Origin of the sequence: Massilia soli (assembly GCF_016809835.1) — a bacterium.
Classification (GTDB): Bacteria; Pseudomonadota; Gammaproteobacteria; order Burkholderiales; family Burkholderiaceae_D; genus Telluria_A; species Telluria_A soli.
Genome location: NZ_JAFBIL020000002.1, coordinates 102,857 through 125,715 on the forward strand (window position 1 = coordinate 102,857; position 22,859 = coordinate 125,715).

At 58.9% G+C, this 22,859-nt stretch carries 20 protein-coding genes, 1 tRNA gene and 2 pseudogenes; 12 read left to right on the top strand and 11 right to left on the bottom strand.

Annotated elements, in window-relative coordinates; genetic code table 11:
* The 3 genes from I4X03_RS04890 to I4X03_RS04900 form a co-directional block, all read right to left on the bottom strand.
* Positions 1 to 555: a hypothetical protein gene (locus tag I4X03_RS04890; RefSeq protein WP_223466570.1), complete on the bottom strand. Its 555-nt coding sequence runs from the start codon at positions 553 to 555 to the stop codon at positions 1 to 3.
* Entirely contained in the window at positions 552 to 1,778 is a 1,227-nt protein-coding gene (locus tag I4X03_RS04895) for a TolC family protein (RefSeq protein WP_223466575.1), read from the bottom strand. Before I4X03_RS04895 ends, I4X03_RS04890 begins: the two co-directional genes overlap by 4 nt.
* Positions 1,779 to 1,857: 79 nt before the next feature.
* On the bottom strand, positions 1,858 to 2,253 hold the full coding sequence (locus I4X03_RS04900) for a hypothetical protein (RefSeq protein ID WP_223466577.1): 396 nt from the start codon (positions 2,251 to 2,253) through the stop codon (positions 1,858 to 1,860).
* 473 nt (positions 2,254 to 2,726) lie between these two features.
* Here I4X03_RS04900 and I4X03_RS04905 point away from each other — a divergent pair, with 473 nt between their 5' ends.
* The 5 genes from I4X03_RS04905 to I4X03_RS04925 are packed head-to-tail and all read left to right on the top strand — an operon-like array spanning position 2,727 to position 6,321.
* Complete coding sequence (locus I4X03_RS04905; protein ID WP_223466578.1) at positions 2,727 to 3,155, top strand: nuclear transport factor 2 family protein; 429 nt, start codon at positions 2,727 to 2,729, stop codon at positions 3,153 to 3,155.
* 11 nt (positions 3,156 to 3,166) lie between these two features.
* Entirely contained in the window at positions 3,167 to 3,685 is a 519-nt protein-coding gene (locus I4X03_RS04910) for an RNA polymerase sigma factor (RefSeq protein ID WP_223466579.1), read from the top strand.
* Positions 3,682 to 4,482 carry an anti-sigma factor family protein gene (locus tag I4X03_RS04915; protein ID WP_223466580.1) on the top strand — a complete coding sequence of 267 codons (801 nt, stop codon included), beginning with the start codon at positions 3,682 to 3,684 and terminating at the stop codon, positions 4,480 to 4,482. Before I4X03_RS04910 ends, I4X03_RS04915 begins: the two co-directional genes overlap by 4 nt.
* Positions 4,479 to 4,913 carry a DUF305 domain-containing protein gene (locus I4X03_RS04920; RefSeq protein ID WP_223466588.1) on the top strand — a complete coding sequence of 145 codons (435 nt, stop codon included), beginning with the start codon at positions 4,479 to 4,481 and terminating at the stop codon, positions 4,911 to 4,913. The genes I4X03_RS04915 and I4X03_RS04920 overlap by 4 nt, the downstream gene beginning before the upstream one ends.
* Positions 4,900 to 6,321 carry a YncE family protein gene (locus I4X03_RS04925; RefSeq protein WP_223466596.1) on the top strand — a complete coding sequence of 474 codons (1,422 nt, stop codon included), beginning with the start codon at positions 4,900 to 4,902 and terminating at the stop codon, positions 6,319 to 6,321. The genes I4X03_RS04920 and I4X03_RS04925 overlap by 14 nt, the downstream gene beginning before the upstream one ends.
* 724 nt (positions 6,322 to 7,045) lie before the next feature.
* Here I4X03_RS04925 and sorU read toward each other — a convergent pair.
* From sorU to I4X03_RS04940, 3 genes are all read right to left on the bottom strand, one after another.
* Complete coding sequence (sorU, locus tag I4X03_RS04930) at positions 7,046 to 7,357, bottom strand: SorU family sulfite dehydrogenase c-type cytochrome subunit (RefSeq protein ID WP_223466599.1); 312 nt, start codon at positions 7,355 to 7,357, stop codon at positions 7,046 to 7,048.
* Positions 7,358 to 7,387: 30 nt separating this feature from the next.
* Positions 7,388 to 8,638 (bottom strand): SorT family sulfite dehydrogenase catalytic subunit, encoded by a 1,251-nt coding sequence (gene sorT, locus I4X03_RS04935; RefSeq protein WP_223466601.1) that lies wholly within the window; start codon positions 8,636 to 8,638, stop codon positions 7,388 to 7,390.
* Positions 8,639 to 8,936: 298 nt separating this feature from the next.
* Entirely contained in the window at positions 8,937 to 11,684 is a 2,748-nt protein-coding gene (locus tag I4X03_RS04940; RefSeq protein ID WP_223466609.1) for a sensor domain-containing protein, read from the bottom strand.
* A 240-nt stretch (positions 11,685 to 11,924) separates the two neighbouring features.
* On the opposite strand from I4X03_RS04940, the pseudogene I4X03_RS04945 reads away from it, so the two are divergent.
* A pseudogene (locus I4X03_RS04945) lies at positions 11,925 to 12,318 on the top strand (transposase); the annotation flags it as partial.
* A 36-nt stretch (positions 12,319 to 12,354) separates the two neighbouring features.
* Here the strand turns inward: I4X03_RS04945 and I4X03_RS04950 are convergent.
* From I4X03_RS04950 to I4X03_RS04960, 3 genes are all read right to left on the bottom strand, one after another.
* The gene (locus I4X03_RS04950) at positions 12,355 to 13,950 is read right to left on the bottom strand and encodes a gamma-glutamyltransferase family protein (RefSeq protein WP_223466610.1); all 1,596 of its coding nucleotides are present in this window, start codon (positions 13,948 to 13,950) and stop codon (positions 12,355 to 12,357) included.
* 508 nt (positions 13,951 to 14,458) lie between these two features.
* On the bottom strand, positions 14,459 to 15,139 hold the full coding sequence (locus I4X03_RS04955) for a cupin domain-containing protein (RefSeq protein WP_223466616.1): 681 nt from the start codon (positions 15,137 to 15,139) through the stop codon (positions 14,459 to 14,461).
* Between the two features lie 53 nt (positions 15,140 to 15,192).
* Positions 15,193 to 15,822, bottom strand: a complete 630-nt coding sequence (locus tag I4X03_RS04960) for a glutathione S-transferase (protein ID WP_223466619.1) — start codon at positions 15,820 to 15,822, stop codon at positions 15,193 to 15,195.
* 638 nt (positions 15,823 to 16,460) lie between these two features.
* On the opposite strand from I4X03_RS04960, the pseudogene I4X03_RS04965 reads away from it, so the two are divergent.
* The 4 genes and pseudogenes from I4X03_RS04965 to I4X03_RS04980 all read left to right on the top strand — a co-directional run.
* Positions 16,461 to 16,685 (top strand): annotated as a pseudogene (locus I4X03_RS04965) (translesion DNA synthesis-associated protein ImuA); the annotation flags it as partial.
* Between the two features lie 176 nt (positions 16,686 to 16,861).
* The gene (locus I4X03_RS04970; RefSeq protein ID WP_223466621.1) at positions 16,862 to 17,197 is read left to right on the top strand and encodes a hypothetical protein; all 336 of its coding nucleotides are present in this window, start codon (positions 16,862 to 16,864) and stop codon (positions 17,195 to 17,197) included.
* Positions 17,198 to 17,414: 217 nt separating this feature from the next.
* Positions 17,415 to 18,452: a P63C domain-containing protein gene (locus I4X03_RS04975; RefSeq protein ID WP_223466623.1), complete on the top strand. Its 1,038-nt coding sequence runs from the start codon at positions 17,415 to 17,417 to the stop codon at positions 18,450 to 18,452.
* A gap of 153 nt (positions 18,453 to 18,605) precedes the next feature.
* Positions 18,606 to 18,707, top strand: a tRNA-OTHER gene (locus I4X03_RS04980).
* 553 nt (positions 18,708 to 19,260) lie between these two features.
* Here I4X03_RS04980 and I4X03_RS04985 read toward each other — a convergent pair.
* Positions 19,261 to 19,809, bottom strand: coding sequence for a YdeI/OmpD-associated family protein (locus I4X03_RS04985; RefSeq protein ID WP_223466624.1), 549 nt, complete (start codon positions 19,807 to 19,809; stop codon positions 19,261 to 19,263).
* A 160-nt stretch (positions 19,810 to 19,969) separates the two neighbouring features.
* Between I4X03_RS04985 and I4X03_RS04990 the strand changes: the two genes are divergently transcribed.
* Positions 19,970 to 20,887: a cupin-like domain-containing protein gene (locus I4X03_RS04990; protein WP_223466626.1), complete on the top strand. Its 918-nt coding sequence runs from the start codon at positions 19,970 to 19,972 to the stop codon at positions 20,885 to 20,887.
* Here the strand turns inward: I4X03_RS04990 and I4X03_RS04995 are convergent.
* A complete protein-coding gene (locus I4X03_RS04995; protein WP_223466636.1) occupies positions 20,884 to 21,798 on the bottom strand; it encodes an SDR family NAD(P)-dependent oxidoreductase in 915 nt (304 codons plus the stop codon). The two genes, I4X03_RS04990 and I4X03_RS04995, sit on opposite strands and share 4 nt — an antisense overlap.
* A gap of 145 nt (positions 21,799 to 21,943) precedes the next feature.
* On the opposite strand from I4X03_RS04995, the gene I4X03_RS05000 reads away from it, so the two are divergent.
* Positions 21,944 to 22,837, top strand: coding sequence for a LysR substrate-binding domain-containing protein (locus tag I4X03_RS05000; protein ID WP_223466642.1), 894 nt, complete (start codon positions 21,944 to 21,946; stop codon positions 22,835 to 22,837).
* Positions 22,838 to 22,859: the final 22 nt, after the last annotated feature.

Consider the following 22,859-nt stretch of genomic DNA (forward strand, 5'->3'; position numbering starts at 1 on the left):
TCAAACTTCCTTGCGTTGACGGCGACGGCGGGTGACGAATACTGCGGCGGCTCCGAGAATGGCGGTGGCAATTGCAGCCAGCAGCCAGCGGCTCAAGCCGTGCTCGTGCCCGTGGTCATCGGCCGCTGCGGCGACCGTCAGCGTGCCTTCGAGCAGATCGCTTTCTTCACCGGCGACCAGCGTGAACAGCAGGGCATGGCTACCCGGTTTGGCAATTGCAGCGAGAAATTTCGGATCATCGATCGCGTAGTCGCCGAGGTCGGCGTGAAACTTAGCTTTGGCCTTGAGGTCTTTGTACTGAACCTCAAGCACGCCGTTCAGTACAGGTTCGTTCGTCTCGTAGCGATCGATCATGATCGACAGCTCGCCACCGGAGAGGTGGCCGAGCAGTTCGAACGCTTCGGTAAAGGTCTCTATGCGGGGGACGGTGGTCGTGGCACCCGTAGCGTTTGCCTGGCCGTCGAGGTGTTCACCGTTCGGTCCGTGGGCGCCGGGGCTGGCGAGTGTCGACGACATGGCGAGCATGGCGGCGAAAAACAGATTCAGGTATCTCATGGAAGGATTCCTAAGGCTTGATTGAGTTGGGCATGGGCGAGCCCGAGTGCGACTTTTTGCTGGGCCACGGCAACATCGGCCTCATGCGTGAGAGCCCGCGAGCGAAGCAGTTCAGCTAGGCCCCGTTCACCTACGCGGAACGCTTTTTCGAAGAGGGCTGTGTGTTCGTGCAGGGCCGCGGCGCGTTCAGTAGCGGTCTCTAGCGCGGAACGTGCATTTGCAAGCCGCTCCTTGGCGATCTCAATGTCTGCATCGGCATTCGCCTGTATCTCGGCCGCCTCCGCAGCAGCGGTCGCGATCACGGTCTGCGCCTGGGCTTCAACGGTACGATTGCGTGCAGCGGTTCCGATCGGGATCTGTAGGGCCAAGCCGATGCTGTTGACAGGCTCGCGCAGCAGCCTTTCGTCTTCGCGACGAACCGACAAGGCGATAGTCGGCGGCGCCGAGCGGGATGCCGCAGCCAGGCGCAGGACAGCGCGTGCACGCCGTTCGGACGCCTGCGCCGCCACCAGGCGTGGATTAGCAGAAGCGGCCGTATCGTGCAGCGGCTCGGGTTCGAGTGCCGGCAGGCTTGAGAGACCCGTCGTGACCCGGTAGCGCGACAGTGCTTCGATTGCTGCTGTGCGGGCATTCGTTACGTCGATCTGGGCGGCTAGGGCTTCCTGCTGCGCTAGCAGGCCGTCGCTGCGTGCCAGGTCGCCGGCCTTGACACGCCGCTGTACCTCGTCACGGAGTTCCTCGAGATGGTGCAGATGGTCCTGCTTTTCCTCAAGACGGACCTGGGCGGCAGCGGCTTCCCATATGCGGTTGCGTACCACGGCGGCAACGGCCAGGCGTGTCGCGCTTATGTGAACGGCGACTTCGTCTATGCTGCGTGCGGCTAGTGCTGAGCGAGCGCTTTTCTGGCTTGGCAGCCAAAGCGATGACGATACCGAGATCTCGGATTCTCGCTGATCGCGTTCGGTCGCACCCTGGTCTACCCGCTGGGACAAACCGATCGTCGGGTTGGAGGCGAGCCAGGAACGGGCATTGTCGCGCGCAGCAAGCACTTCGTCCTGGCGCGCTTCGAGCGTGCGGGCGGCAGGCGCGCGTTGCCACGCACTATCGACGGCTTGTTTTAATGTAATGCCGATCGCAGTCGGCGCGGGCGGTGCAGCTATGACCTGGCAGGGCAGGACAAGGGAAGCACCGATAAGGTAAAGGGACAGGCGGCAGGTGCGCATGTGTTCTCCATCGGGTGATATTCAGAATCACCGAGGGCGAGCACGTCAGCGCAACATACGTCGCGCCTGAATCTATCGATTATGCGTGCAGCGTTCCCCCGGCAGCATGGCCGAGGGCGAAGGCAGGGGGTCTGTGCGGTCCATCGAGGAACAGTTCCGGGACTGCTTGGGCAACATAAGGCCCAAGTTCTGACACTGCCTGTTCAGGAGGGACTGTCAGGCGCGAGAGGCCGAAGCCCGCCGGCTGTGAAGGAGAGGAGTGTTCCTGGGCATGATCGAGGGACTCATCGGATTCGTCGTAATGGACCGACCCGTCGTCCTCATGGTGATGATGGGCGCCCGCATTGTGCTCCACCACGTGCTCCAGTTCGTGAACGAGGGACGCCGCGCCGGCAGCAGGCGGCAAGCTACCCTGCATGGCGAAACCATACAAAGGCAAGCACAACAGCAGGAAGAGGTAGACGATGCGGCGCAAAAGAATCACCAAGTGAATTTGGCGCGATTATAGCAGTAGCCTCTACTGCTCCGCATCAGGATATGTTTCAATTCTGTCGGCTTGGCCAGACTCGACTGGCTACATACGTATTTTTCTGAACGACAAAGGTTTCTATATGAACGAGGCCATAAACGGCGACGGTAAACCGTGCTACACACCATGGCAGATGGTCCCCTACATGCTCTGCCTGGGTGCACTCGGATTTGGCGGCTCCGTCATATTGGTCGGGTACATGCCTCGCACGTTTTCTATGCTGCGCCACCCAGAGCGCTACGGCAAGTGTGCCACCGCGACGTTCTAAAACATCGCCCCTGCACGCGAAAGCACAGCATGCTGCTGCTCTACCGGGCAGCCGAAAAAAATAATTGCTCCGGAATGGAATAAAGCAGCGGTAGATCCGTTCACCCATGTAGGAACAGTTCGTTCTATCAGACCACACTAGAGAGCCCATCATGAAAACTTCACCTCTTGCCCTTCTGCTTGCCATCACTGCTGGTGTCGCACACCCGGCCTTCGCCGGACCGGCCCTCGACGCCGCCCAAGCCCATATTGCAGCAGTCGGCGCCGGCGAGCGCGCCGTCATTGTGCGCGACTACTCCGACGACGCCCGCTTGACCTGGGTCGGCGGCCCTCTAGACGGCACCTATACCGGCCCGGCAGCCATCGGCGCGGTCTGGGACAAGTTCGGCGCTGCCGCCGGGCCGGCCCGCGTGACCGTCATGGGCATAGACGAAACGGCCAACCCTAAGGGCGCCACAGTGGTTGCCACCGTACGCTTCGACGGGAAAACCCAGGTCAAGGTACGCTACGTGCTGACCTACCGCGACGGCAAGCTCGTGAACGAAACCTGGCAGGTCGATCCCAAGCCGGCCGCCAACTGATCCACGAAACTATGCGAACCTTGCCACCCGACGCCGGTGAGCAGCTCCTTGCCTGTATTCCGAGGCTGCGACGCTATGCCCGCGCTTTGGCCGGGGATCGTGCCGACGCCGACGACCTGGTGCAGGACACGGTGGAACGTGGCTGGGTCCAGCTCGCTGCATGGCAGCCGGGCAGCGACATGCGGGCATGGCTGTTCTCGATCATGCATAACGTACGTATCGACCAAGGGCGGCGGCGCAAAGTGCCAACCGAGCCGCTGGACGACGAGACGCCCCAGCCCGCTGCCCCGGAACGTGCCTCTGCCGGCCTAGAACTGCGCGACGTGGACGCCGCGTTGCGCCTGCTGCCGGAGGAGCATAGGGAGATTCTGCTGCTGGTTGGACTCGAAGAAATGCGCTATGAGGACGTGGCGCTGACCCTGGGCCTCCCGGTCGGGACTGTTATGTCCCGGCTGTCTCGCGCCCGCGAGAAACTGCGTGTCTTGATGGAAGGCCGTGCCCCCGTCGTTGCCCTGAAAGTCGTCAAATGAGTATCTTCCCCATTACTGAAGCCGACCTGCACGCCTATGTCGATGGGCGCCTCCCTTCTGCCCGCATGGCCGAAGTCGAAGCCTATCTTGCAGCGCACCCGGATGAAGCAGATCGACTGCAAGTCTACGCGGCCCAGAACGCAGCCCTGCACGCTTTGTTCGATCCGGTGCTCGAGGAAATCGTGCCGTCGCGCGTTAGTGCGCCAGTGCGCCTTGGGTGGCAGTGGCGGTGGCAAAACCTGGCCGCGGGGCTGGCTATCGCCGTCCTCGGCGGCGGCGCGGGCTGGGGACTGCGCGGCGCCACCGACTACGACCCGCGGCTCGCGTCCGATTACACCCGTCCCGCCTTCAGCCAGCCAGCCAGAGGATTGGCGCATCAGGCCGCTGTTGCCCATGTGGTGTACAGCCCCGACGTGCGTCGCCCGGTTGAAATCGGCGCAGAACAGGAAGATCAGTTGGTCGCATGGCTATCGAAACGGCTTGGCAGCAAGATTCATCCACCGCGTCTCGGCAAGCTGGGCTACGAGCTCATCGGCGGACGCCTCCTGCCTGGTACCAGCGGCCCGGTGGCCCAGTTTATGTACCATGACCGCACTGGCCAGCGCCTCACGCTGTATGTTTCTAACGAACAGGCGCACAACCGCGATACGGGCTTCCGTTTTGCTGCAGAAGGTCCCGTTAACGTCTTCTACTGGATCGACGGCAAATTTGGCTATGCGCTCTCTGCCGGCATCGACAAGGGAAAACTAGCGCGGGTGGCAAGCGCCGTCTACGAACAACTGGAGACACCCGTATGAAATTCTCGCAACTGTTTACCGCAGTACTCTGGAGCACTGCAGCGGCGGCTCAGGGCCAGCCAGTGCCACTCCACAACCATAATGGGAGCGCACCACCTTACTTCGTCGCCAGTAGCAACAGGCCCTACACAGCGCTGGCGGGCGACGCGATGGCGATTATGGACCAGGGCATGCGGCGCGCGAATACCAATGGGGTTCCAGAGCACGACTTCGTCACGATGATGATTCCGCACCACCAGGGCGCCATTGACATGGCCAAAGCCATCCTGGTGCATAGCAAAGATCCAGGGCTTCGTAACCTGGCCCAAGGAATTATTGTAGAACAGCAAAACGAAATCAAGATCATGCAGGCCTGGCTACAACGCTACCAGGCCTCCCGTAGCAAGCCGCAAAAGACCTCCACCGAAAAGGACTCACATGTACACCAATGAAATCCGCTGCGCGAGCACAAGCGCCTCAATTGCTATTGCCCTCGCTTCTCTCGTCGTGCTGGCAACGCCCGCATACGCGCTTCCCGGCCCCCAGGATCGTGTCTACACCGCGGACCAGAACAGCAATACCGTCTCGGTCATAGACCCGTCCACGAATACCCTGCTGGGCCAGATCCGCTTGGGCAACCAGCGCCCCGACGTGCTCTCGCCACTGTATAAGGGCGAGATCAACGTGCACGGGTTGGGCTTCTCGCCTGACCACAAGACACTGCTCGTGGTGTCCAATGGCTCCAATTCAGTCACCTTCATCGACACCGCGACCAACAAGGTCAAGGGCGTGACCTACATCGGCCGCTCGCCGCACGAGGGCTTCTTCACGGCCGATGGGCGTGAGGTCTGGGTCGTGGTGCGCGGCGAAGACTACATCTCGGTGATCGACCCAGCCACGTTCAAGGAAAAGCGCCGTATCCAAACAACTGGCGGACCCGGGATGGTGCTGTTCCATCCGAACGGTAAGCTCGCGTTCGTAGTGTCGAGCTTCAACCCGACTGTCGACGTCATCGACGTCAAGTCGCACAAGGTCGTCAAGCGCATTCCGGTGACGAGCCCGTTCTCACCCTTCCTGCAGTTCACTCCGGACAACAAAGAAGTCTGGATGACCCATAAGGACGTCGGCAAGGTCACCCGCATTGACACCGCTACGCTTGCTGTCAAAGGCGTGATCGACACCGGCTTCATCACCAATCACCTGGCCTTCGTCAAGACCGCCAGCGCCACGCATGCCTACGTAACCGTGGGCGGCGAAAACGTCGTTAAGGTCTTCACTACCGGCAACGCGCCCACACTGGTGGCGAGCATCCCCACTGGCGCCCTGCCTCACGGAATCTGGAGCTCAGATGATAGTAGCCGTCTCTACGTCGGCCTCGAGAATGGCGACGCGGTTGACGTCATCGACAGCGCCAGCAACAAGGTCATCGCGCGCGTGCCGGTTGGACAAGCGCCACAGGCACTGGTCTATGTTTCGAAGGCAGCACCCGCCGGGGAGGGCAAGGCCAACCTCAGTCCGCGCGCGAATAGCGAGCCACTCAACATCGCGCTTAAAGCGGGCAGCGGCGACGCAACGGGATCGGTCGTGGCACGCAACTTGGGTGTTACCGATGCGCTAGAGGTAACGCTGCACAAGCTCAAGCCGGAAACTGTGTACAAGGTGTACGCCAGCGGCCAGGCGACGCCGGTAGCCAGTTTTAGGACAAATCCGAAAGGCATGGCCAATGGCACGGCCATCGGCCCAATGCGCGAAGTCGTCGGAAGCCTTTCCGCCAAGCAGGGCACGGCCAGCCGCATTCTAGTCATGGAAGGCGATGTGCCCGCAGATCCGGGCAAAGCGGTGCTGATGAGCATGCAATAAGCCGGCAAGCCACGGCAAGGATAGTGAAATTAAAGAACGGGAATCAGCATGCTGCGCTTCTCTCCTGCCAGCATGCCGTGCTTTCCTGCGCCACATACTGCGCAGGAAAGCAAAGCAATGGTGACCACTTGCTAAAGGGAATTTTAGCTAGGGAGCGTCGACAATAGTCGTAGTGAGTTAGCGTAGATACACTAGCGAGATGAGTGTGCCAGCAAAAACGAAGTATTGAACGATCAACTCGGAAGAGTAAAACGCAGCGTTAGGGCGCCTGACTCTCTGCTCACCTGGTTGGACAAGGAGATGTGCAGGCAGGGCCGTACCAGCGGTTAGCGAGGCCGATGTCCAAAGCACAGCGACACTGCAATTCATTCCTGCCCGGCGATTAAGGGTCTGTTCATCTGCTTCTGCGTCAGACGAAATGGATGTCGCAGAGCCTGCTCAAGCTGGACGGTCTAGATTAGGAGGGTCCCTACTTCGGCACCGTCAGTCGACGCCAAAAGCAATTGGCGGTAACGATCGTCATCTACGTTTTGTGAGCCTGCTGACTTCTCTTGAAGCCCTATTGGCCGTCGCAGGTCAGTCGTAAGACTGAAAACACGTTGGACGCCTATGGCAAAGCTTGATCACAAAAATGTTCTATGTCAGAAATCAGGTGAAGAATTAAAGAATAAATGTGCGTAAAGCTACGCTATTCCGAATCCGCCCAATAGTCACGGAACCCGCGTTACTTCCCTGCCGCGGTAACGGTAGCCACGTACTGTCCGAGCAACTTGATCTGCTCGTCGGTCAAATTCTTAAACGCAGGCATTTGGCCGATACCGTTGCGAACCGCCTTTTCCACCCTTGTTGCGTCAGGCTTCAGTTCATCCAAACTGGGCCCGATGGCACCCTCCGCGCCAGCATTCTTTAGTGCATGGCACACCGCGCACGCTGGCACGGCCGTCTTGTTGAACAGCGTTCTGCCAGCCTCTAATTTGTCCTGCGCGAAAGCTGGCGAGCCAACAAGTGCTGCTGCAATTGCGGCGGACGTGGCCATGTGTGTAATCGACGAAAACATTGATATCCCTTAAACGACGGTAATGGTCAGCGCGTGATCACGCCAGCTGTTATTGTTGTAGCCACCAGTATTTTCCACACGGCCCTCTGGCTGGCGATTGCCCCGTGAATCAGTCACGACGCAGGCGATGGTGTGGGTACCGGGCTCGAGCTTCACCGGCAAAACGAACTGGCGCCATGCATAGCGGCCCAGATCCGGCCCTACCAGGCGCGCCGTCTTCCACGTCTTGCCACCGTCGACTGATACCTCGACTGACTTCACCGCATTCAGGCCACCAAACGCCACGCCCTTGATCTGTGCCCTTCCGGCCGATACCGCACCAGTTTCGGGCGCTGGCGAGTTGATCCATGATTTCGGTGACATCTCCCATACCGAAGGATGGCTCGGGTCGCCCTTCTGTCCCGGTGGTGAGATGCGGTAGCCGGTCTTCTGGATGGCAGCATCGGTTTGGGCTGCCGTAAACGCCAGCCTCTTGATGTACTTGATGTTGTTGACACCGGTGTAGCCGGGCACGATTAAACGCAGCGGCCCACCATGCGCGAGGGGAATCGGCTCGCCATTCATTTCCCAGGCCAGCATGGCGTCAGCCATGGCCTTCGCGGGTACCGACCGCTCAACAATCACGCTTTTTGGGTCCAAACCCTCCGGCAATTTCTCTCCACCAGTACCAGTCATATACTGCATGCCGTCGATAATGCCGCCGAGCGCTTCCGTCAGGACGCGTACCGGCACACCGCTCCAAACGACGCAGCCCGCAGCGCCAACCTGCCAGGGAGTGCCGCTCGGCTTGTTCGGAAACAGGCCACGGCCATTGCCTGAGCATTGCAGTACCATCGCCATTGTCTCCAAGCCCATCGATTTCAAATCCTTCACGCTCAATGTGCGGGGATTCTTTACGCCCTCGATCACTACTTGCCAGCCGTCGCGGTCGGCGACAACCGATGCATCGGGCGCCGGCAGGTTATTGCGGATGTAGAGCTGGCTGGTTGGAGTTACGATACTTGTACCGAACGCGCTGCGCTTCGTCTCCAACGTGCTAGCGGTATGCACGATCATCGATTCCGGATTTTTCCAGTTGACATACGCTGGTAACGGTTTTGCTGCAATAGCAGTATCTGCCACCGCCTGTGCCATTGCAGATCTGGTGAATCCGGCTAACCCTGCTGCTGCCATGGCAGCAGTACTACCTGCCAGCAGACGGCGACGGTTTGGGTTGGTAATGGGGTTCGGCCGGTCGGCATTTTCCAGTATGTACGACATCGTTGTCTCCTTTGGATTTTTTAAATTATTGCTTCGGCGAACGCCCGACCTTTCCAATCCTACTCCTCATTACACGCGGTATCAATCATATTCACCGCGTCACTGTTTTCCGGACTGATGTACATCCGAATGCTGCCATCGGAAGCTCAGATGCCGTGCGGTAGTGCGGCAACCGGGACAATGGCAACTTTTTTGATACGGCGTCAAGCGTATAGACCTTGACCGCATTCTAGCCAACGATTGTGATATAGGTTAGCTGTCAAGATCTGCTTGAACGTCACGCAGATCACAAAGTTTTCTAATGCAACAGAACGTCTCTACAACCTGCTTGCCTATAGAGCCAAGCGCTAATTGGCATTGGCTTGTCGTATAAATATCCCTGAAAAACCTGACATTGCGACTTAATCAAGAAGTCCGCTTGCTGGCGCGTCTCTACCCCTTCTGCCACCACGCGCAACCGCAGGAGCTTCGCCATTGAAATAATCGACTGCACGATTGCCGTGTCGTCGCTGTTGTCGTGTATGTCCTGGATGAAGCTCTTGTCGATTTTCACTTCAAATAACGGCAGCCGCTTCAAGTACGACAGGCTTGAATAACCGGTGCCGAAGTCGTCGATCGAGAAGCGGATGCCCAGGGCTGCAATCTCGCGCATGCGGTCAATCGTCTGTTCGACATTTTCAATTAAAAGTCCTTCTGTAATCTCGAAGATCAGCTTCGTCGCATCGGCGCTGGATTGGTCAATCGCCCTCTCCACCTGCTGAACGAAATCAGCCTGACGGAACTGATATGGGCTGACATTGATCGACAGTGACAGGTCATGGCCCGCGCTAGCTAAACTAACCAGCGCCTGGCAACCTTGGTGCAGTGTCCAGGTACCCAATTGCAGAATTAGTCCCGATTCTTCCGCGACCGGTATGAAAACCGCAGGCGGGATGACGCCGCGCACAGGGTGATTCCACCGCATCAGCAGCTCCGCGCCAACGGTCTTGCAGTCCGCATTGACTTGGGGCTGCATGAACATTTCCAGCTGACCCGCGGCGATGGCTAGCGCGAGGTCCCGTTCAATGGACAGGCGTTCCTCGACTTCATCCTGCATGGACATTTCGAAAAACGCGACGCGGTTGCGCCCGGTGGCCTTGGCGCGATACATAGCTGTGTCGGCCTCACGCAGGAGATCGTCTGCCGTTGACCCGAACCTGGGTAGCAAGGTCACACCAATGCTGCCGCTGACGATGTATTCCTGGTTTTCTATCCGCACTGGCAAAACCAGCTCATCGCGGATCTTTTCGGCTGTAGCCTGCGCAATACGAGTGGCGTCATCAAGGTCAAGCCCGAGGTTCTTAAGCAGGACGACGAATTCGTCGCCTCCGATGCGGGAAAGTAGATCTTCTTCACGTAGCAGAGCTGACAGACGAGCGCCAATGCGCTGAAGGACGGCGTCGCCCACTCCGTGCCCCCGCGCATCGTTAATGTACTTGAAATGATCCAGGTCAATGAAGAGCAGGGCGGCGAGGTTGTTGACACCGGGGCCATCTGATAGTGCCTCACCGAGTCGGTCCATCAGGAGGCGTCGGTTGGGAAGGCCTGTGAGCGAATCAAAAAAGGCTAGTTTGTGGATCTCGGCCTCGGCTTCGCGGCGTTGCGTGATATCCCGGATGATTATGCTTGCGTAGGTCTGGTCGGCCTGATCCTTGTAAGTTCGGGAGCTGATTTCGACTTCGAACCGACTGCCGTCGCCACGGACCATGAACAGCTCGCCATTGACACTTCCAGTCTGACTGCGTTTGGCCAGTAATGCGGGCAGGCGCGGGACGCTCGTGTCGACGAGTTCTTCAAAGCTACGACGACGGATTTCCTCTTCGTTCAACCCTAACATAGTGCAGGCCGTAGTGTTTGCGGCAATGACCTCGCCAGCGCTCGTCGTCTGTAGTACACCATCCATGCTGTTCTGGAAGAGCAAGTGATACCGATTCTCGCTGTCCGCCGCAGCCGTCGTCGCATTCTTGTGCGCGGTGACATCAACCTGAATACCTGCAACCCGATAGGGTGTTTTAGTATCATCGAAATAAAAACGACCTTTAGAAAGCAACCAGTGAATCGAGCCATCAGGCCAGACGACGCGAAACTCGACGTCATAATTGCCCAACCCTCCCAGTGCTCGTTGAAACGCTTCGTTGACACGCTCGCGATCAAGTTCATGAACGTGTGCCAAAAAAGTGTCGTAACCCCAATGTGGCACGGCCTCTTGATAACCGAAACATCGGTCATGCTGCAGCGAGCGATAGGCCACGTTAGTTCGCAGGTCCATGTTCCAGTCACCGATACCAGCCGCTTCCAGGGCAAAGCTCAGGCGCTGGTCACTTTCCTGCTGGCGTAATTCCGCTTCCTTGCGCTGGGTGATATCTAGGTGCGTGCCCAGCATCCGTAGAGGTCGGCCTTGGTCATCGCGCGCGACGATAGCGCCGACAGAAGAGATCCATCGATAAGTGCCGTCAGCCGAACGCAAGCGAAATTCAACCTGGTAGTCCGGACGGACGCCCGCAATGTAGTCGCGGTATATAGTCCCTACCATCGCACGGTCTTCCGGATGCAGGCGCTCACGCCAGCTTGTGTCGGTTTCGCGAAAGCCCTCGAACGGGTAACCAAGTATAGTCGCGTATGCCGGATTAACGGTGACTTCGCCGGTTTTAATGTCGAGGTCATACAGACCCTGGTTGTTCGTCAACAGGGCCAGCTGAAGCCGTTCTTCGTTTTCTTGCAATACTTGCTGACTTGCCTGGGTACGAGTGATGAGCAGGTTGAACCGGTCCACGATGTCGTCCCATCGTGTTAAGTTTGCGGGGTCTATGCGCGCATACGCATCGAAGATGTCGTCTGCAGCATCCAGCCAGTCGTATAGCTGTGAAAGCGGCGATAGGACGAAGCGTTTCAGCGTAAGCCACACTACCAGCATGAGCGCTGCCAGCATGAAAATAGGAATCGCATGGTCAGAACCACTGGCGCCGCCGGGAAGCTGGGCATACAGAAAAACTGCCGCGGCAGGCATTAGTACAATGGCAATAATTAGGATACGCAGCAGAACGAGCGAGTGTCTAATGCGATATCTCCGGTTGGCAATGAAGATAAAAACATTATTCTAGATGAAATAAACTGCTATGACACCTGTCCTGAATTTTGCAGCAGCCAAGTGTTGTTTTGTCAGGGTTTTTTGCAAAAATCTGCCCACTGCATCTGAACTTGCGAGATGAGTGCGCCGGCAAACACGAAGTATTGAACGACCACCTGAAAAGAGTACAACTCAGCGTCAAAGAAGCATGGCCCTCCGCTAATCATATTGGACAAAAGATGTGGTGGCATGGCAGTGCCATCGGCAGGCGAGGTCGAAGTCCAAATATAGCGACGCGGCGATTTAGTTCTGCCTGACGATTAAGAGTCCTTTAAATCTGCCTCTGCATTAGGCGAAGGGGGGGGCGCAGAGCATGCTCAAGCTGGCCGGTCTGGACTGGCAGGTTCTCGACTTACGGACCGTCAGCCGGTGCCAGAAGCAGTTTGTGCCAACGATAGGGGCGCAGCCGACGACGATAGGACTGCTCCTTCTGGTCGACAACACCGGCATCAAAACGCTTGGCGAATGCAAATGGAACGCGAAGAAAAAGGGCGCCGACTTCCATTGCCAGTGGAGCTAGGAGGCCACGCACTGCACGCCTGCCTGGAGCCTATACTGCGATGGCCTGGCCATCGCGGCGATGATCGGAACCGGCGACGTATGCTGCACCTTCGCCAGGTTTGGTCGGCAGGCAAGCTGCGAGCTGGGCGCTGCCGAAGTCGAGGTTATCCGCCGCCAGAACCACCGGCGCGTGACCCATTGCTGTCAATGCCGCTACTACGTCGGGCGGCACGGTCGGCTCGACCGTAAGCGTAGCGGTGTCGTTAATGCGCCAGCGCGGCGCGTCCGAGCACGCCTGCGGGTTCAGGCCTTCCACGACATGACGCAAGATTATCTGGACGTGACCCTGTGCCTGCATATTGCCGCCCATGACGCCGAAGGCCATAACCGGCTTGCCGTCCTTGGTGAGAAACGCCGGGATGATGCTGTGCGAGGGGCGTTTGCCACCGCCGACTTCGTTTGGATGACCCGGCGTCGTGACGAACCCAGAGCCACGGTTATGCAGCGAAATCCCAGTGCCCGGCAGTACGACACCCGAACCGAAGCCACGATAGTTCGACTGGATATAGGAAACCATGCGGCCCTGCGCATCGGCTGCGCACAAGTAGACGGTACCCCCGATGGGCGGAGCGCCGGAAACATGCTTGCTCGCGCGCGCCGGGTCGATGCTGCCTGCGCGGGCATCCAGATAAGCCGGGGCGAGCAGCTGGGCCGGGGTAAAGCGCATGTGCTCGATATCGCCGAGATGGGCGTGGGTATCTGCGAACGCGGCCCGCATCGCTTCGATTTCCAGGTGCATGCGTGCGGCCGACCCGACCGCCGTGCCCTTGTACGGCAGGCGTTCCAGGATGCCAAGGGCGAGCAGCGCCGCAAGCCCCTGACCATTCGGGGGAATTTCGTGGAGCTGGTAGCCGTGGAAATCGACGGCGATCGGATCGACCCAGGCGCTGCGATGCGCGCCCAGATCGTCGTTTGTCATCGCACCGCCGTGTACCTGCGCGAAGTCTACGAGCGCAGCGGCAAGGCGACCGGTATAGAACGATGCGCCTTCGGTCCTGGCGATTTCCTCGAGCGTATCGGCCTGATCGGAGAAACGCCAGATCTCGCCTGCTTCGGGGGCCCGGCCTTCTAGCGTGAACGCGTCGAAACCTGGATGCGTGCGCAGGTCGGCGACGCCTTGTTTCCATTGACGCGCGATCACGGGACTGACCGGAAAACCATCGCGGGCATGGCGAATCGCATCGACGAACAGGTCAGCGAAGGGCAGGGCGCCGAAACGGCGCGACAGGTCGATCCAGCCGGCCACCTGGCCCGGCACCGTGACGCTTTCCCATCCGCGCTCTGGCATGATTCTCAGGTCCTTGAAACGGTCGGAATCCCAAGCAGCTGGCGCGCGTCCAGACGCGTTCAAGCCATGCAGCTTCCCGTCTTCCCATACCAACGCAAAGGCATCGCCGCCTATGCCGCTCATGGTTGGCTCAACGACGGTCAACGTAATTGCCGCGGCTAGCGCGGCGTCGATCGCGTTGCCGCCTCGAGCGAAGGCAGCAGCGCCGGCTTGCGCTGCCAGGGGCTGCGAAGTAGCGATCACATTGCGCCCCATGACAGGCTGACGACCTGATGGGTAAGGTAAGTTCCAGTTCATTGCATATCTCCGTGTAATCGACGCTCCAAGGGGCGCCAGCAAGTTTCTTCGAACATGAGCGTGAATCAGCCTGTGCCGGGAAGTGCTAGCTTGCTGAATATGAAGAACAAATTATAGAAGCTAGGATAGAACATTGTCCCGGCTAAAGAGCGAGGGGCGCCGAAGCTCATCCTCTGACCCGCAGGATTCCATCGACACTTTTTGGGCGTGAGGATCTTGTCGTATATGCGATGATCCGCAAGGAAGATTTTAAGAAAGTGACTCCTGGAAAAAAAATAATGTAGCGATCGATTAACGGATCGATCGCCGCCAGAGGTTTTCTCACGTGGCTGTCTTTTTGCGTGCGATGCGCCGATCAGCCGCTTGGAAAGGAATTGGGCATTTGAGACTCAAGAAGGTCGCGCTAACCTGCTTCTTAGGAACCGAAAGTGCTCCTTCCACGAATGTAAGGGGGAAAATGGGTCAGGAGGTCGCTTGGCACTGCTCATTTCTGATAACGTTAATAAAATCAGAGGACAATCGGCAGGTCGATAAAGCGCAGATGACCTTGCTTTATCCAGACCCGGGCACCTTGGCTCCCGGCTAATGCAGCAAGTCGGCCACCGCGTGGTAACCGCATCCAAGACATGGCGTGCAGATGGTCGCCGGCGTCGCAGAAGTCGCCTGCCAATACGAGCAGCTCTGCGCCATCTGGGTAAGTAAGCTGCACTTGCGCGCCTGGTTCCCAGTGTTCTAGCTGGACGGTTTCGCGTTCATCTTCGAACAGCGGCGTGACCGCTACGCCAGGGCGCAACAGATCGCCAATCTTCCCCATCTTGTTCATGTCGACGATGACATGCGTACGGTCCTTGGGTGCGAACTGCCAAAGTTTGACGAAGATGATGCAGCCTTCTGTCGAACCCGGAGTGTGCCGGCTTGTAGGGGGATTGCGAATATAGGAGCCCGGTGAGTACTCGCCGTGTTCGTCCTGGAACACGCCATCAAGCACGATAAACTCCTCGCCGCCACCATGAGTGTGCGCAGTAAATCGACTTCCCGGTGCATAGCGAACGATAGTAGTAGCACGGGCGACTTCATCTCCGATTCGGTCCAGCATCCGGCGCTGCACGCCGGCTACGGGAGAGTCCGCCCAAGCCATGGCGGCACCATGCAAGACGACGCGCAGGCTGAAATCGGCGTTAATATCCATGGGTTGATTCGGTCATTGTCCTGTGCTGTGCGAATCGGTTAGGAACCAGTTGATTAAACGCTCGTACCACCACCCATGCTGGGGCGCTGGGCCATGCGGGAGCGCCAGGCGAGCAGCGTGTTGCAGTTGGCCGGAATAGTGATCTTAGCAAAGTCGGCGAACGACAGGCCGACGAAGAGCGTAATGTCGGCAACCGAAAAATTTTCACCGGCGGCAAACGGTTGATTAGCCAGCACACTATTAAAGTAGTGCATGCCCGACAGCGCTCGCTCATGCTGTTTCATGCCCCATTCCTTGTTCTGGTAGAGCTCCAGCGCACCCAGCCCCGGGGTGGCATGATGGAAATATGCGCCCACTGCATCCATAACTCCTTGTTCCGCGCGACGCTGCATCATGTGGATTACAGCTCGTTCCTTGGCAGTAGTTCCGGTCAATGAGATCCCCTCAAATGCATGGTCTATATATTCGGTGATGGCCGAGCATTCGCTAATGAAGGTGCCATCGTCGAGCTCGAGCACCGGCACGGACGCGCTCGGGTTCTTGCTTACGAAAGCGGGGAGGCGATGTTCACCTTTCATGACATCCACATGCACGAACTGTACCTTGTCAGTCAGCCCCTTTTCAGATAAAGCGATTCGAACTCGGGCCGGATTAGGGAAACCTTCGTAGTCGTAGATCTTCATGATGAGTGCTTTCGTGTTGAGATAAGTTAAAAAAGCCAAAGCTCTAAGGCAGGACGCGGAGCACGCGCCGCAGATAAAAAATCCGGGTGACCAGCTATTTCAATGCATCCAGCATATCTCAAAATTACCATCTTGCTTTCTAGCGCGCGTTTTTTTAGGTGGCCCGGTTCATTGTGACTGCTGTCGCAGGTTTTGCCCGTCGAAGCCGAGCAGATGATCCGTCATTACCGCCTCCAACGTCTCTGGCAGGTACACTCGCGGTTGCGCTGCACCCGGATGCCCACAAGCGCCGTCGCCGGTTAATAGCGGCGGCCCGTTTGACCAGCGGGATGTTTGGCAGAGTAGCTTACCCAAATCGGCCGATGGCAGCTAAGGGCGCGAGCGACGGGCCATACCATGGCAGTCGCCCGCGTCTTTCGATCAGAACGAACCGTTCAGACCTGGTGTGTGAATCGCCACAAGTTTGCTGGACGCTTGCAAGCCCCATGGAAATACTGCTTCCCATGTTCAACTGCTTTGCTATTCCTGTAGTCTCAACGACGCCCGCATATGAATGCTCAGGTGGGGAGGAAGTGGAAACTTTATTCGATTGATGACGATTCTATTCAGCCAGTGAAGTTTTTATTCATTATCTACATTTGCTGTTCTGGGCTGCGCACATGCGATCCGAGAGTCTACGGCGATTGCACCTGGCTGCGCAGGCCGGCCATACCTTGTTCTGCATGCTGCGCCCGCTGGGGGCGGCGCAGGACGCGTCGCCCGCCCCCCTGCGGCTGTCTTTGCGGCCGGCGGCGGGCGGAATCGAGATTGGTTTTGTAAAGCGGCGTGGGCCGCAGCGCGATGCGCCGCTGTATCTACCGCTGCCGACCGTAGGCGGCTTGCGCGAAGGGCGCCAGAATGTCGCACATACCGAGCCGGGGCGCTCACGCATGGCGACAGCGACTTCAGGTGTGCTGGGCCACGCGGTGCCATCGGGCGCATCGCTGGCGTCGACGGATGCCAAGGGCCGCAACCCGTCGCTGTCTGAGCACTAGGGCGAATGATGCGGGTGATCCTGGCAAAGCTGTATGAAGACGGCGGGCGGCCGTTGGCGCGCCATCGCGCCGTGTCTCTCGCGCCGAGCCACGAGGGTATCCTGTCGTTGCATGAGGCCCATGATCGGGAGTTGCGGCGCACAGTACGCAAAGCGCGCGTGAGCAATCTGGCGGGGACGGAGACACTTTTGGAACTGTATGACGCCGTGGTGCTGTTCATCGATGACGGGGTGATGACGATCGCCGGCATGGAAATCGATCCGGGGACTCGCAAGGCAACGGCGCAGTCCTGGTACGTCGAGATTGTGGATGTGCGCAAGCGGGAGGTCCAGCGCCCCTGACCTCGACTTCCCTGAATGCAGAACATCCCCTATAGTCGGCGTCGACTCTGCGAACTCGATTGTTACAAAGGCAGCGGGCGTGGAAGGTTTGTGCTGTTTCATACAGCGGCTTTCGAGCCCCAACCCGCCGCGCTGTGTGCAAGCATTTATTTAAAAGATGCTTGCAAGCGGCAGGTTAAGCCTTTAGGATGCAAGCATTAACTCAAAAGGTGCTTGCATGAGCGACGAAAACAAGGATATGAGCAAGGCAATCGGTGGCAGAGCGAGAAAGGCCGCGCTCGCACCTGAGGAGAGGATTGAGATCGCGAAGAAGGCTGCGGCGGCGAGGTGGAATGCCGAGGTCACTCTACCCACGGCCACACATGAGGGCGATTTAAAGATCGGGGAGGCATCCATTCCATGCGCTGTGCTGGATGACGGTCGTCGCCTTTTGACACAGAGTGGTTTTATGGTAGCTCTTGGTCGCGCGCGGCAAGCCAAGGGTAGGCAGCACTATGATGGCGACGTCAACATGCCTGCATTCCTGACCGCAAAGAACCTAAAACCCTTTATTCCCATCGACTTGGCCGTGACGTCGAGTCAGGTGGAGTTCAAAACTGCACGAGGGACAAAGGCATTTGGTTATGCCGCTGAACTATTGCCTAAGGTTTGCGAGGTTTTTCTAAAAGCCGAATCCGCAGGCGCCCTGTTGTCGAGCCAAAAGCATATTGCAGTGCAAGCGCGAGTTCTGCTCATCGGTCTTGCAAGCACTGGTATCGTCGCACTCGTGGATGAGGCGACTGGATATCAAGCAATACGGCCTCAAGATGCGTTACAGGCGTACTTGGAAAAGGTGATCAGCAAAGAGCTTGCAGCATGGGTAAAGAAATTCCCGGACGAATTCTACGAGAATATTTATAAACTGCGGGGGTGGACCTGGCCCGGAATGGGTAAGAACCGCTATAGCGTGGTCGGCACCTATACCCGCGATTTGGTCTTCGAACGGCTCGCTCCAGGTCTGCTGCCTGAACTTGAAAGCAAGAGTCCAAAAAATGAAAAGGGCAATCGTTCTCACAAGCTACATCAGTGGCTGAGTGATGAAATCGGCAATCCTATGCTTGCCCAGCACATGCATTCACTCGTGATGTTCCAGCGTCTTGCCATAGCTAACGGCTACGGCTGGAATCGCTTCGTAAAAATGGTGGACCAGGTTCTTCCGAAGAAGGGAAGCACCCTGGAGCTTCCGTTGGACGAACCAGATCAGCCAAAAAATTGACGGGAGCGATGCCGCTACGGCCGTGCTGCGTCCGCTACCGACCGACTTAAAGAGGACGTTATGCTTTGTCTGCACACGGTCGAGTACCATCAAGGCAGCTTGGGTATTATGGGATTATTCGTGGGATTTTTGGGGGGATTCACGGGGCCTCGAGGGGAGGGCGTCATAGGGAGGCGGCCCCCTCCGTACCCCCTCAGATCCCCCATTACGTAGGTTCATAGCCTATCCGGGGTTCGAATCCCCGTCTCTCCGCCAGAACAAACAAAAATGGCCACCCCTGCGGGTGGCCATTTTTGTTTGTTCGGACGGAGCGACGGGTATTCGAAGGGCTGGGCCTACCGGCCCAGCCCTCTCCGAATCGCCCATCTGCCGCCGCGCAAGCGGCGGCGCGCCGGAGGCGCAGCGCGCAGCGCAATTTCCCATTGGCAAGGAGGAGCGGGTGGGGTCAGAGCGGGTGGGGTCAGGCGGGTGGGGTCAGCAGGCGGGTGGGGTCAGCGGGTGGGGTCAGTGCCGACAAACGTACACGGGCTCTACAGTTGCCGGCTCAGCACAGTGGCGTCAGTGCCAACAAATCTCCGGTTTCCGAATGTCGGCACTGACCCTGTACCTCCTTAACCTCCTTAACGCCGCAGCCTAAAAATATGGTGTCGGAATGTCGGCATTGCCCCTGTACGTCGCTGACCCTGTGCCTCGGTGTCGGAATGTCGGCACTGACCCTGTACCGCTGACCCTGTACCGTTTTTGACGAGAGCGCCGGCTTGAATCGCTGATGGTAGCGCCCAGCTGTACATGGCCGCTGCGCTTGCCGCTACTCCGCCGCCTGCGGCGCGCTCAGGCTCTTGCTGTAGTAGCCCGAAGGATCGAAGCAGCAGACCCGCTTTTTTCCTGAGGCAAGCATGTCACACGCACTGTCCACCCGCCGTTGCCGCGTCTCTGCCTGTTTGGCCGTCTCGATCCAGTGGATCCAGTCGAGACGCGCGATTGTCGTCGTGTCGTCCCAGACCGCCTTGGCGGCAGGCGCTGCGGCAAGCGCCGTCTTCAGGTCGGCCGGAAGATCCGGTTCTGGTTCCCGGTCCACCGGAGCGATCTGAACTGTCACCGTGTTTCCGGCGCTCGCTCCGGCAGCCTCGCCCAGATCCTTGCTCACCTTAAGCCAGTGACTCAACTGGCCGTCCGGTTCGAGCGTGGCGACGAAAGGTGCGCCGTTCAGTGTGCCTTCGACCGAGGTGCGTCCGCGCCGCGGCAACTTGTCGCTCACGCTCTTCGGCAGAACGAGATAGCGCCACCCTTCGTCCATGCCGGGCTTCGACGGTCGATGCAGCTTCGTCTCGAATACCAATGCATCCGATTTTCCCATTTCTCAAATCCCTTTGGAAATAGACTCGATTGTTCATTTGATCATGCTGATTCTACGGATTTGGACCGTGCCATGCAATGCATCGACGGCGCCGCGCTGCGTGATCCGTACCTCGCCCAGCTATAATCCTGCCTTCACGAAGAGAGGGTGATGAAGGGTGATGTCAACAGAGAAGAAGTCGAAACCGCGTGCCTTGCCCGCTCTCGAGTCATCAAGGCCGGCGACGCCTGAGGACGCGATTGCAAGGAAGCACGAGCGGGAGCTGCGCGACGCGCACGTCCGCGGTGTCGCTTCAATACAGGAGATGCGGGAGGCGATCAAACGCGCGGCGCGCGACCTGCCTGTCATCGCCGAAGTGCCGCGCCTTGGCCAGATCGATACCCAGGCGTTCCGCGCACGCGCAGCCGAAGGCCTGCCGTTCGTCACCAGCGGCATCGTCAAGCGATGGCCGCTGTTTAGCCTGACGCCAGAGACCTTGCGCGAGCGGTTCAGCCACTTGCCCGTCCGCGCAAGGGTCGGCGACTACATCAACACCGCCTTCGCGGCCGACCGCGCCATGCAGGACATGTCGATGCTGGAATATCTTGAGCTGGTCGCCGAAGGCAAGCATGAGCTGCCGCCCTATCTCGGCAATCTGGAACTGCGCGAATTGAACAAGCTGTGTCACTGGCCAACGTATTTCGACAAGATGGGGCCGCCGCGTTTCTGGCTCGGACCCGCGGGCACCGTCACGCCGCTGCATTGCGACTACGACGACAATATTTTCGCGCAAGTGTGGGGCACCAAGCGCATCTTCCTGTCGCCGCCGCACCATGACGCATTCCTGTATCCGCGCGAGGCCAACGCCATTCTGTTCGGCTCGCCGTTCGACCCGGAGGCGCCGGATTTCGACAAGTTTCCCCTCGCGCGCGAGGCGACCATGATCGAGTGCATCATGAATCCGGGCGAGATGCTGTACGTGCCTGCCGGCTGGTATCACCAGGTCCGGTCGCTGACCTTCTCGCTGTCGTCCAACCGATGGGCGAGGGCGGTGCCGTTCTCGTTGAAGGGCGATTCGTCGGTGCTGGCCAAACCTTAGCGCGCCGAGATCAGCTGCAGCGTCCTGTCCCACAGCCGTTCTGCATTGCCAGGGTCGAGCGCATACCTTGCGACGCCGCGGTAATCGGCTGGACGTTGCAGGACCATTTGCGCCTCGTTGCAGTCTTCAAAATAGCGGCCGCCGACTCCATCGAGCAGCGGGGATGCCGCCAGCAGCACGGAGGTGGCGGCGCCCTGGGCGACGCTCTTGCGACGCTCAGGCGGCGTCTTCAATCCGCCGGTGTGCTTTTGAAGGTTGGTGGCGATCGCGCCAGGGTTGAGCGCGTTGGCGACAATGCCCTCCGCCTTCCAGCGCCGTGTTGCTTCCACCGCCAGCAAGGCGCACGCGGTCTTCGACTGCCCATAAGCGAGAAACGGATCATATGGGATGAAGTCAAAATGAAGATCATCGAAGAACACTGGCGCGAACAGGTTGCCGCTGGAACTGACTGAGACGACCCGTGCACCGTCGGCGGCGGCAAGCGCAGGATGCAGCCCGACAGTCAGCGCAAAATGGCCGACAAAGTTGGTGGCGAACTGCATCTCCCATCCTTCCCGCGTTAGTTCAAGGGTCGGCAGTGCCATGATGCCGCCGTTGTTGATGAGCATGTGCAGCGGTCCCTGCCAGTGGGCCACAAAACTCGTGACCGATCCCTGGTCGCTGAGGTCGATGTGGGCAACTCGGACATTGTTGTGCCGGCCAGCGGCGTTGAGCGCATCGGCGACCTGCTGGCCGGCATCCATATTGCGTACCGCCAGCGTGACTTCGGCGCCAGCCGCAGCCAGCGCACGGGCCGTCTCGATGCCGATGCCCGACGAGCCGCCGGTCACGATGGCGCGCTGGCCAGATAGGTCAATATCGCGCAGCACGTCGTGTGCGGTCGAGGCAAAACCGAAAGGGGTAGTGATCATTGGGTGAATTCCATCAGCGGCAGCGTGGTCAACGCCATGTGCGCCAGCATAGGCCCTGCAGTCTGTTGAAGCAATCCGCATAATCAAGGATGGCTTAGTGAAATAAATGGGATAATATTTCCGCCGACAATAACCCAATCCACGGATGACCACACTTGCCGAGCTCGATGCCGTACTCGCCGTCGCGCGCCTTCGCAGCTTTCGCGCCGCCGCCGATGTGCTGGATGTATCGACCTCCGCCCTGAGCCACACCATTGCGGCGCTGGAAAAGCGCCTGGGCGTGCGCTTGTTCAACCGTACGACGCGCAGCGTCGGGGTCACGGCCGCTGGCGAGGAGTTTGTCGCCAACATCACGCCCGCGTTGCTCGAGCTGCGCAGGGCATTCGAGATCGCCGGCAGCAGCGGCGGCGCACCGTCGGGAACATTGCGTATCAACACCTCCGCCGCCGCCGCGGTACGCTGCATGCCATTGTTCACTGAATTCGCCAGGAAATATCCGTCAGTGAAATTGGATGTCGTCACCGAAGGCCGGCTGATCGACATTGTGGCAAACGGATTTGACGCCGGCATCCGGCTTGCCGAAAGTGTTCCACAGGACATGATCGCAGTGCAAATCGAGCCCGCGCTGCGCTATGTCGTCGTTGCCAGTCCGGCGTGCCTGGACGCGATCGGACGTCCGGCCACGCCGTCTGATTTGCTGGCGATGCCATGCGTGCGCATGCGCTTGCCCAGTGGGGCAATTTATCGCTGGGAATTCATGCATAACGGCACGCCAAGCGCGATCGACGCGCATGGCACCTTGACCTTCGATCATCCGGCGCTGATGCGTGAAGCCGCGCTCGAGGGGCTTGGCCTGGCGTATCTCGCAGAATGGCACGTTGCCGACGCCCTCGCCCAGGGAAGCCTGGAGCAGGTGCTGGGGGCGTGGGCTGTTAGCGTCGACGGGCTTTGCCTCTATTATCCCGGCCGCCGCCATGTGCCACCTGCGCTGCGCGCGTTGGCCGAGCTGGCGCGTGAGCGCTTCCGTTCGCGCAGCTAACGGGCCCGCAGCAAAAAAAAGG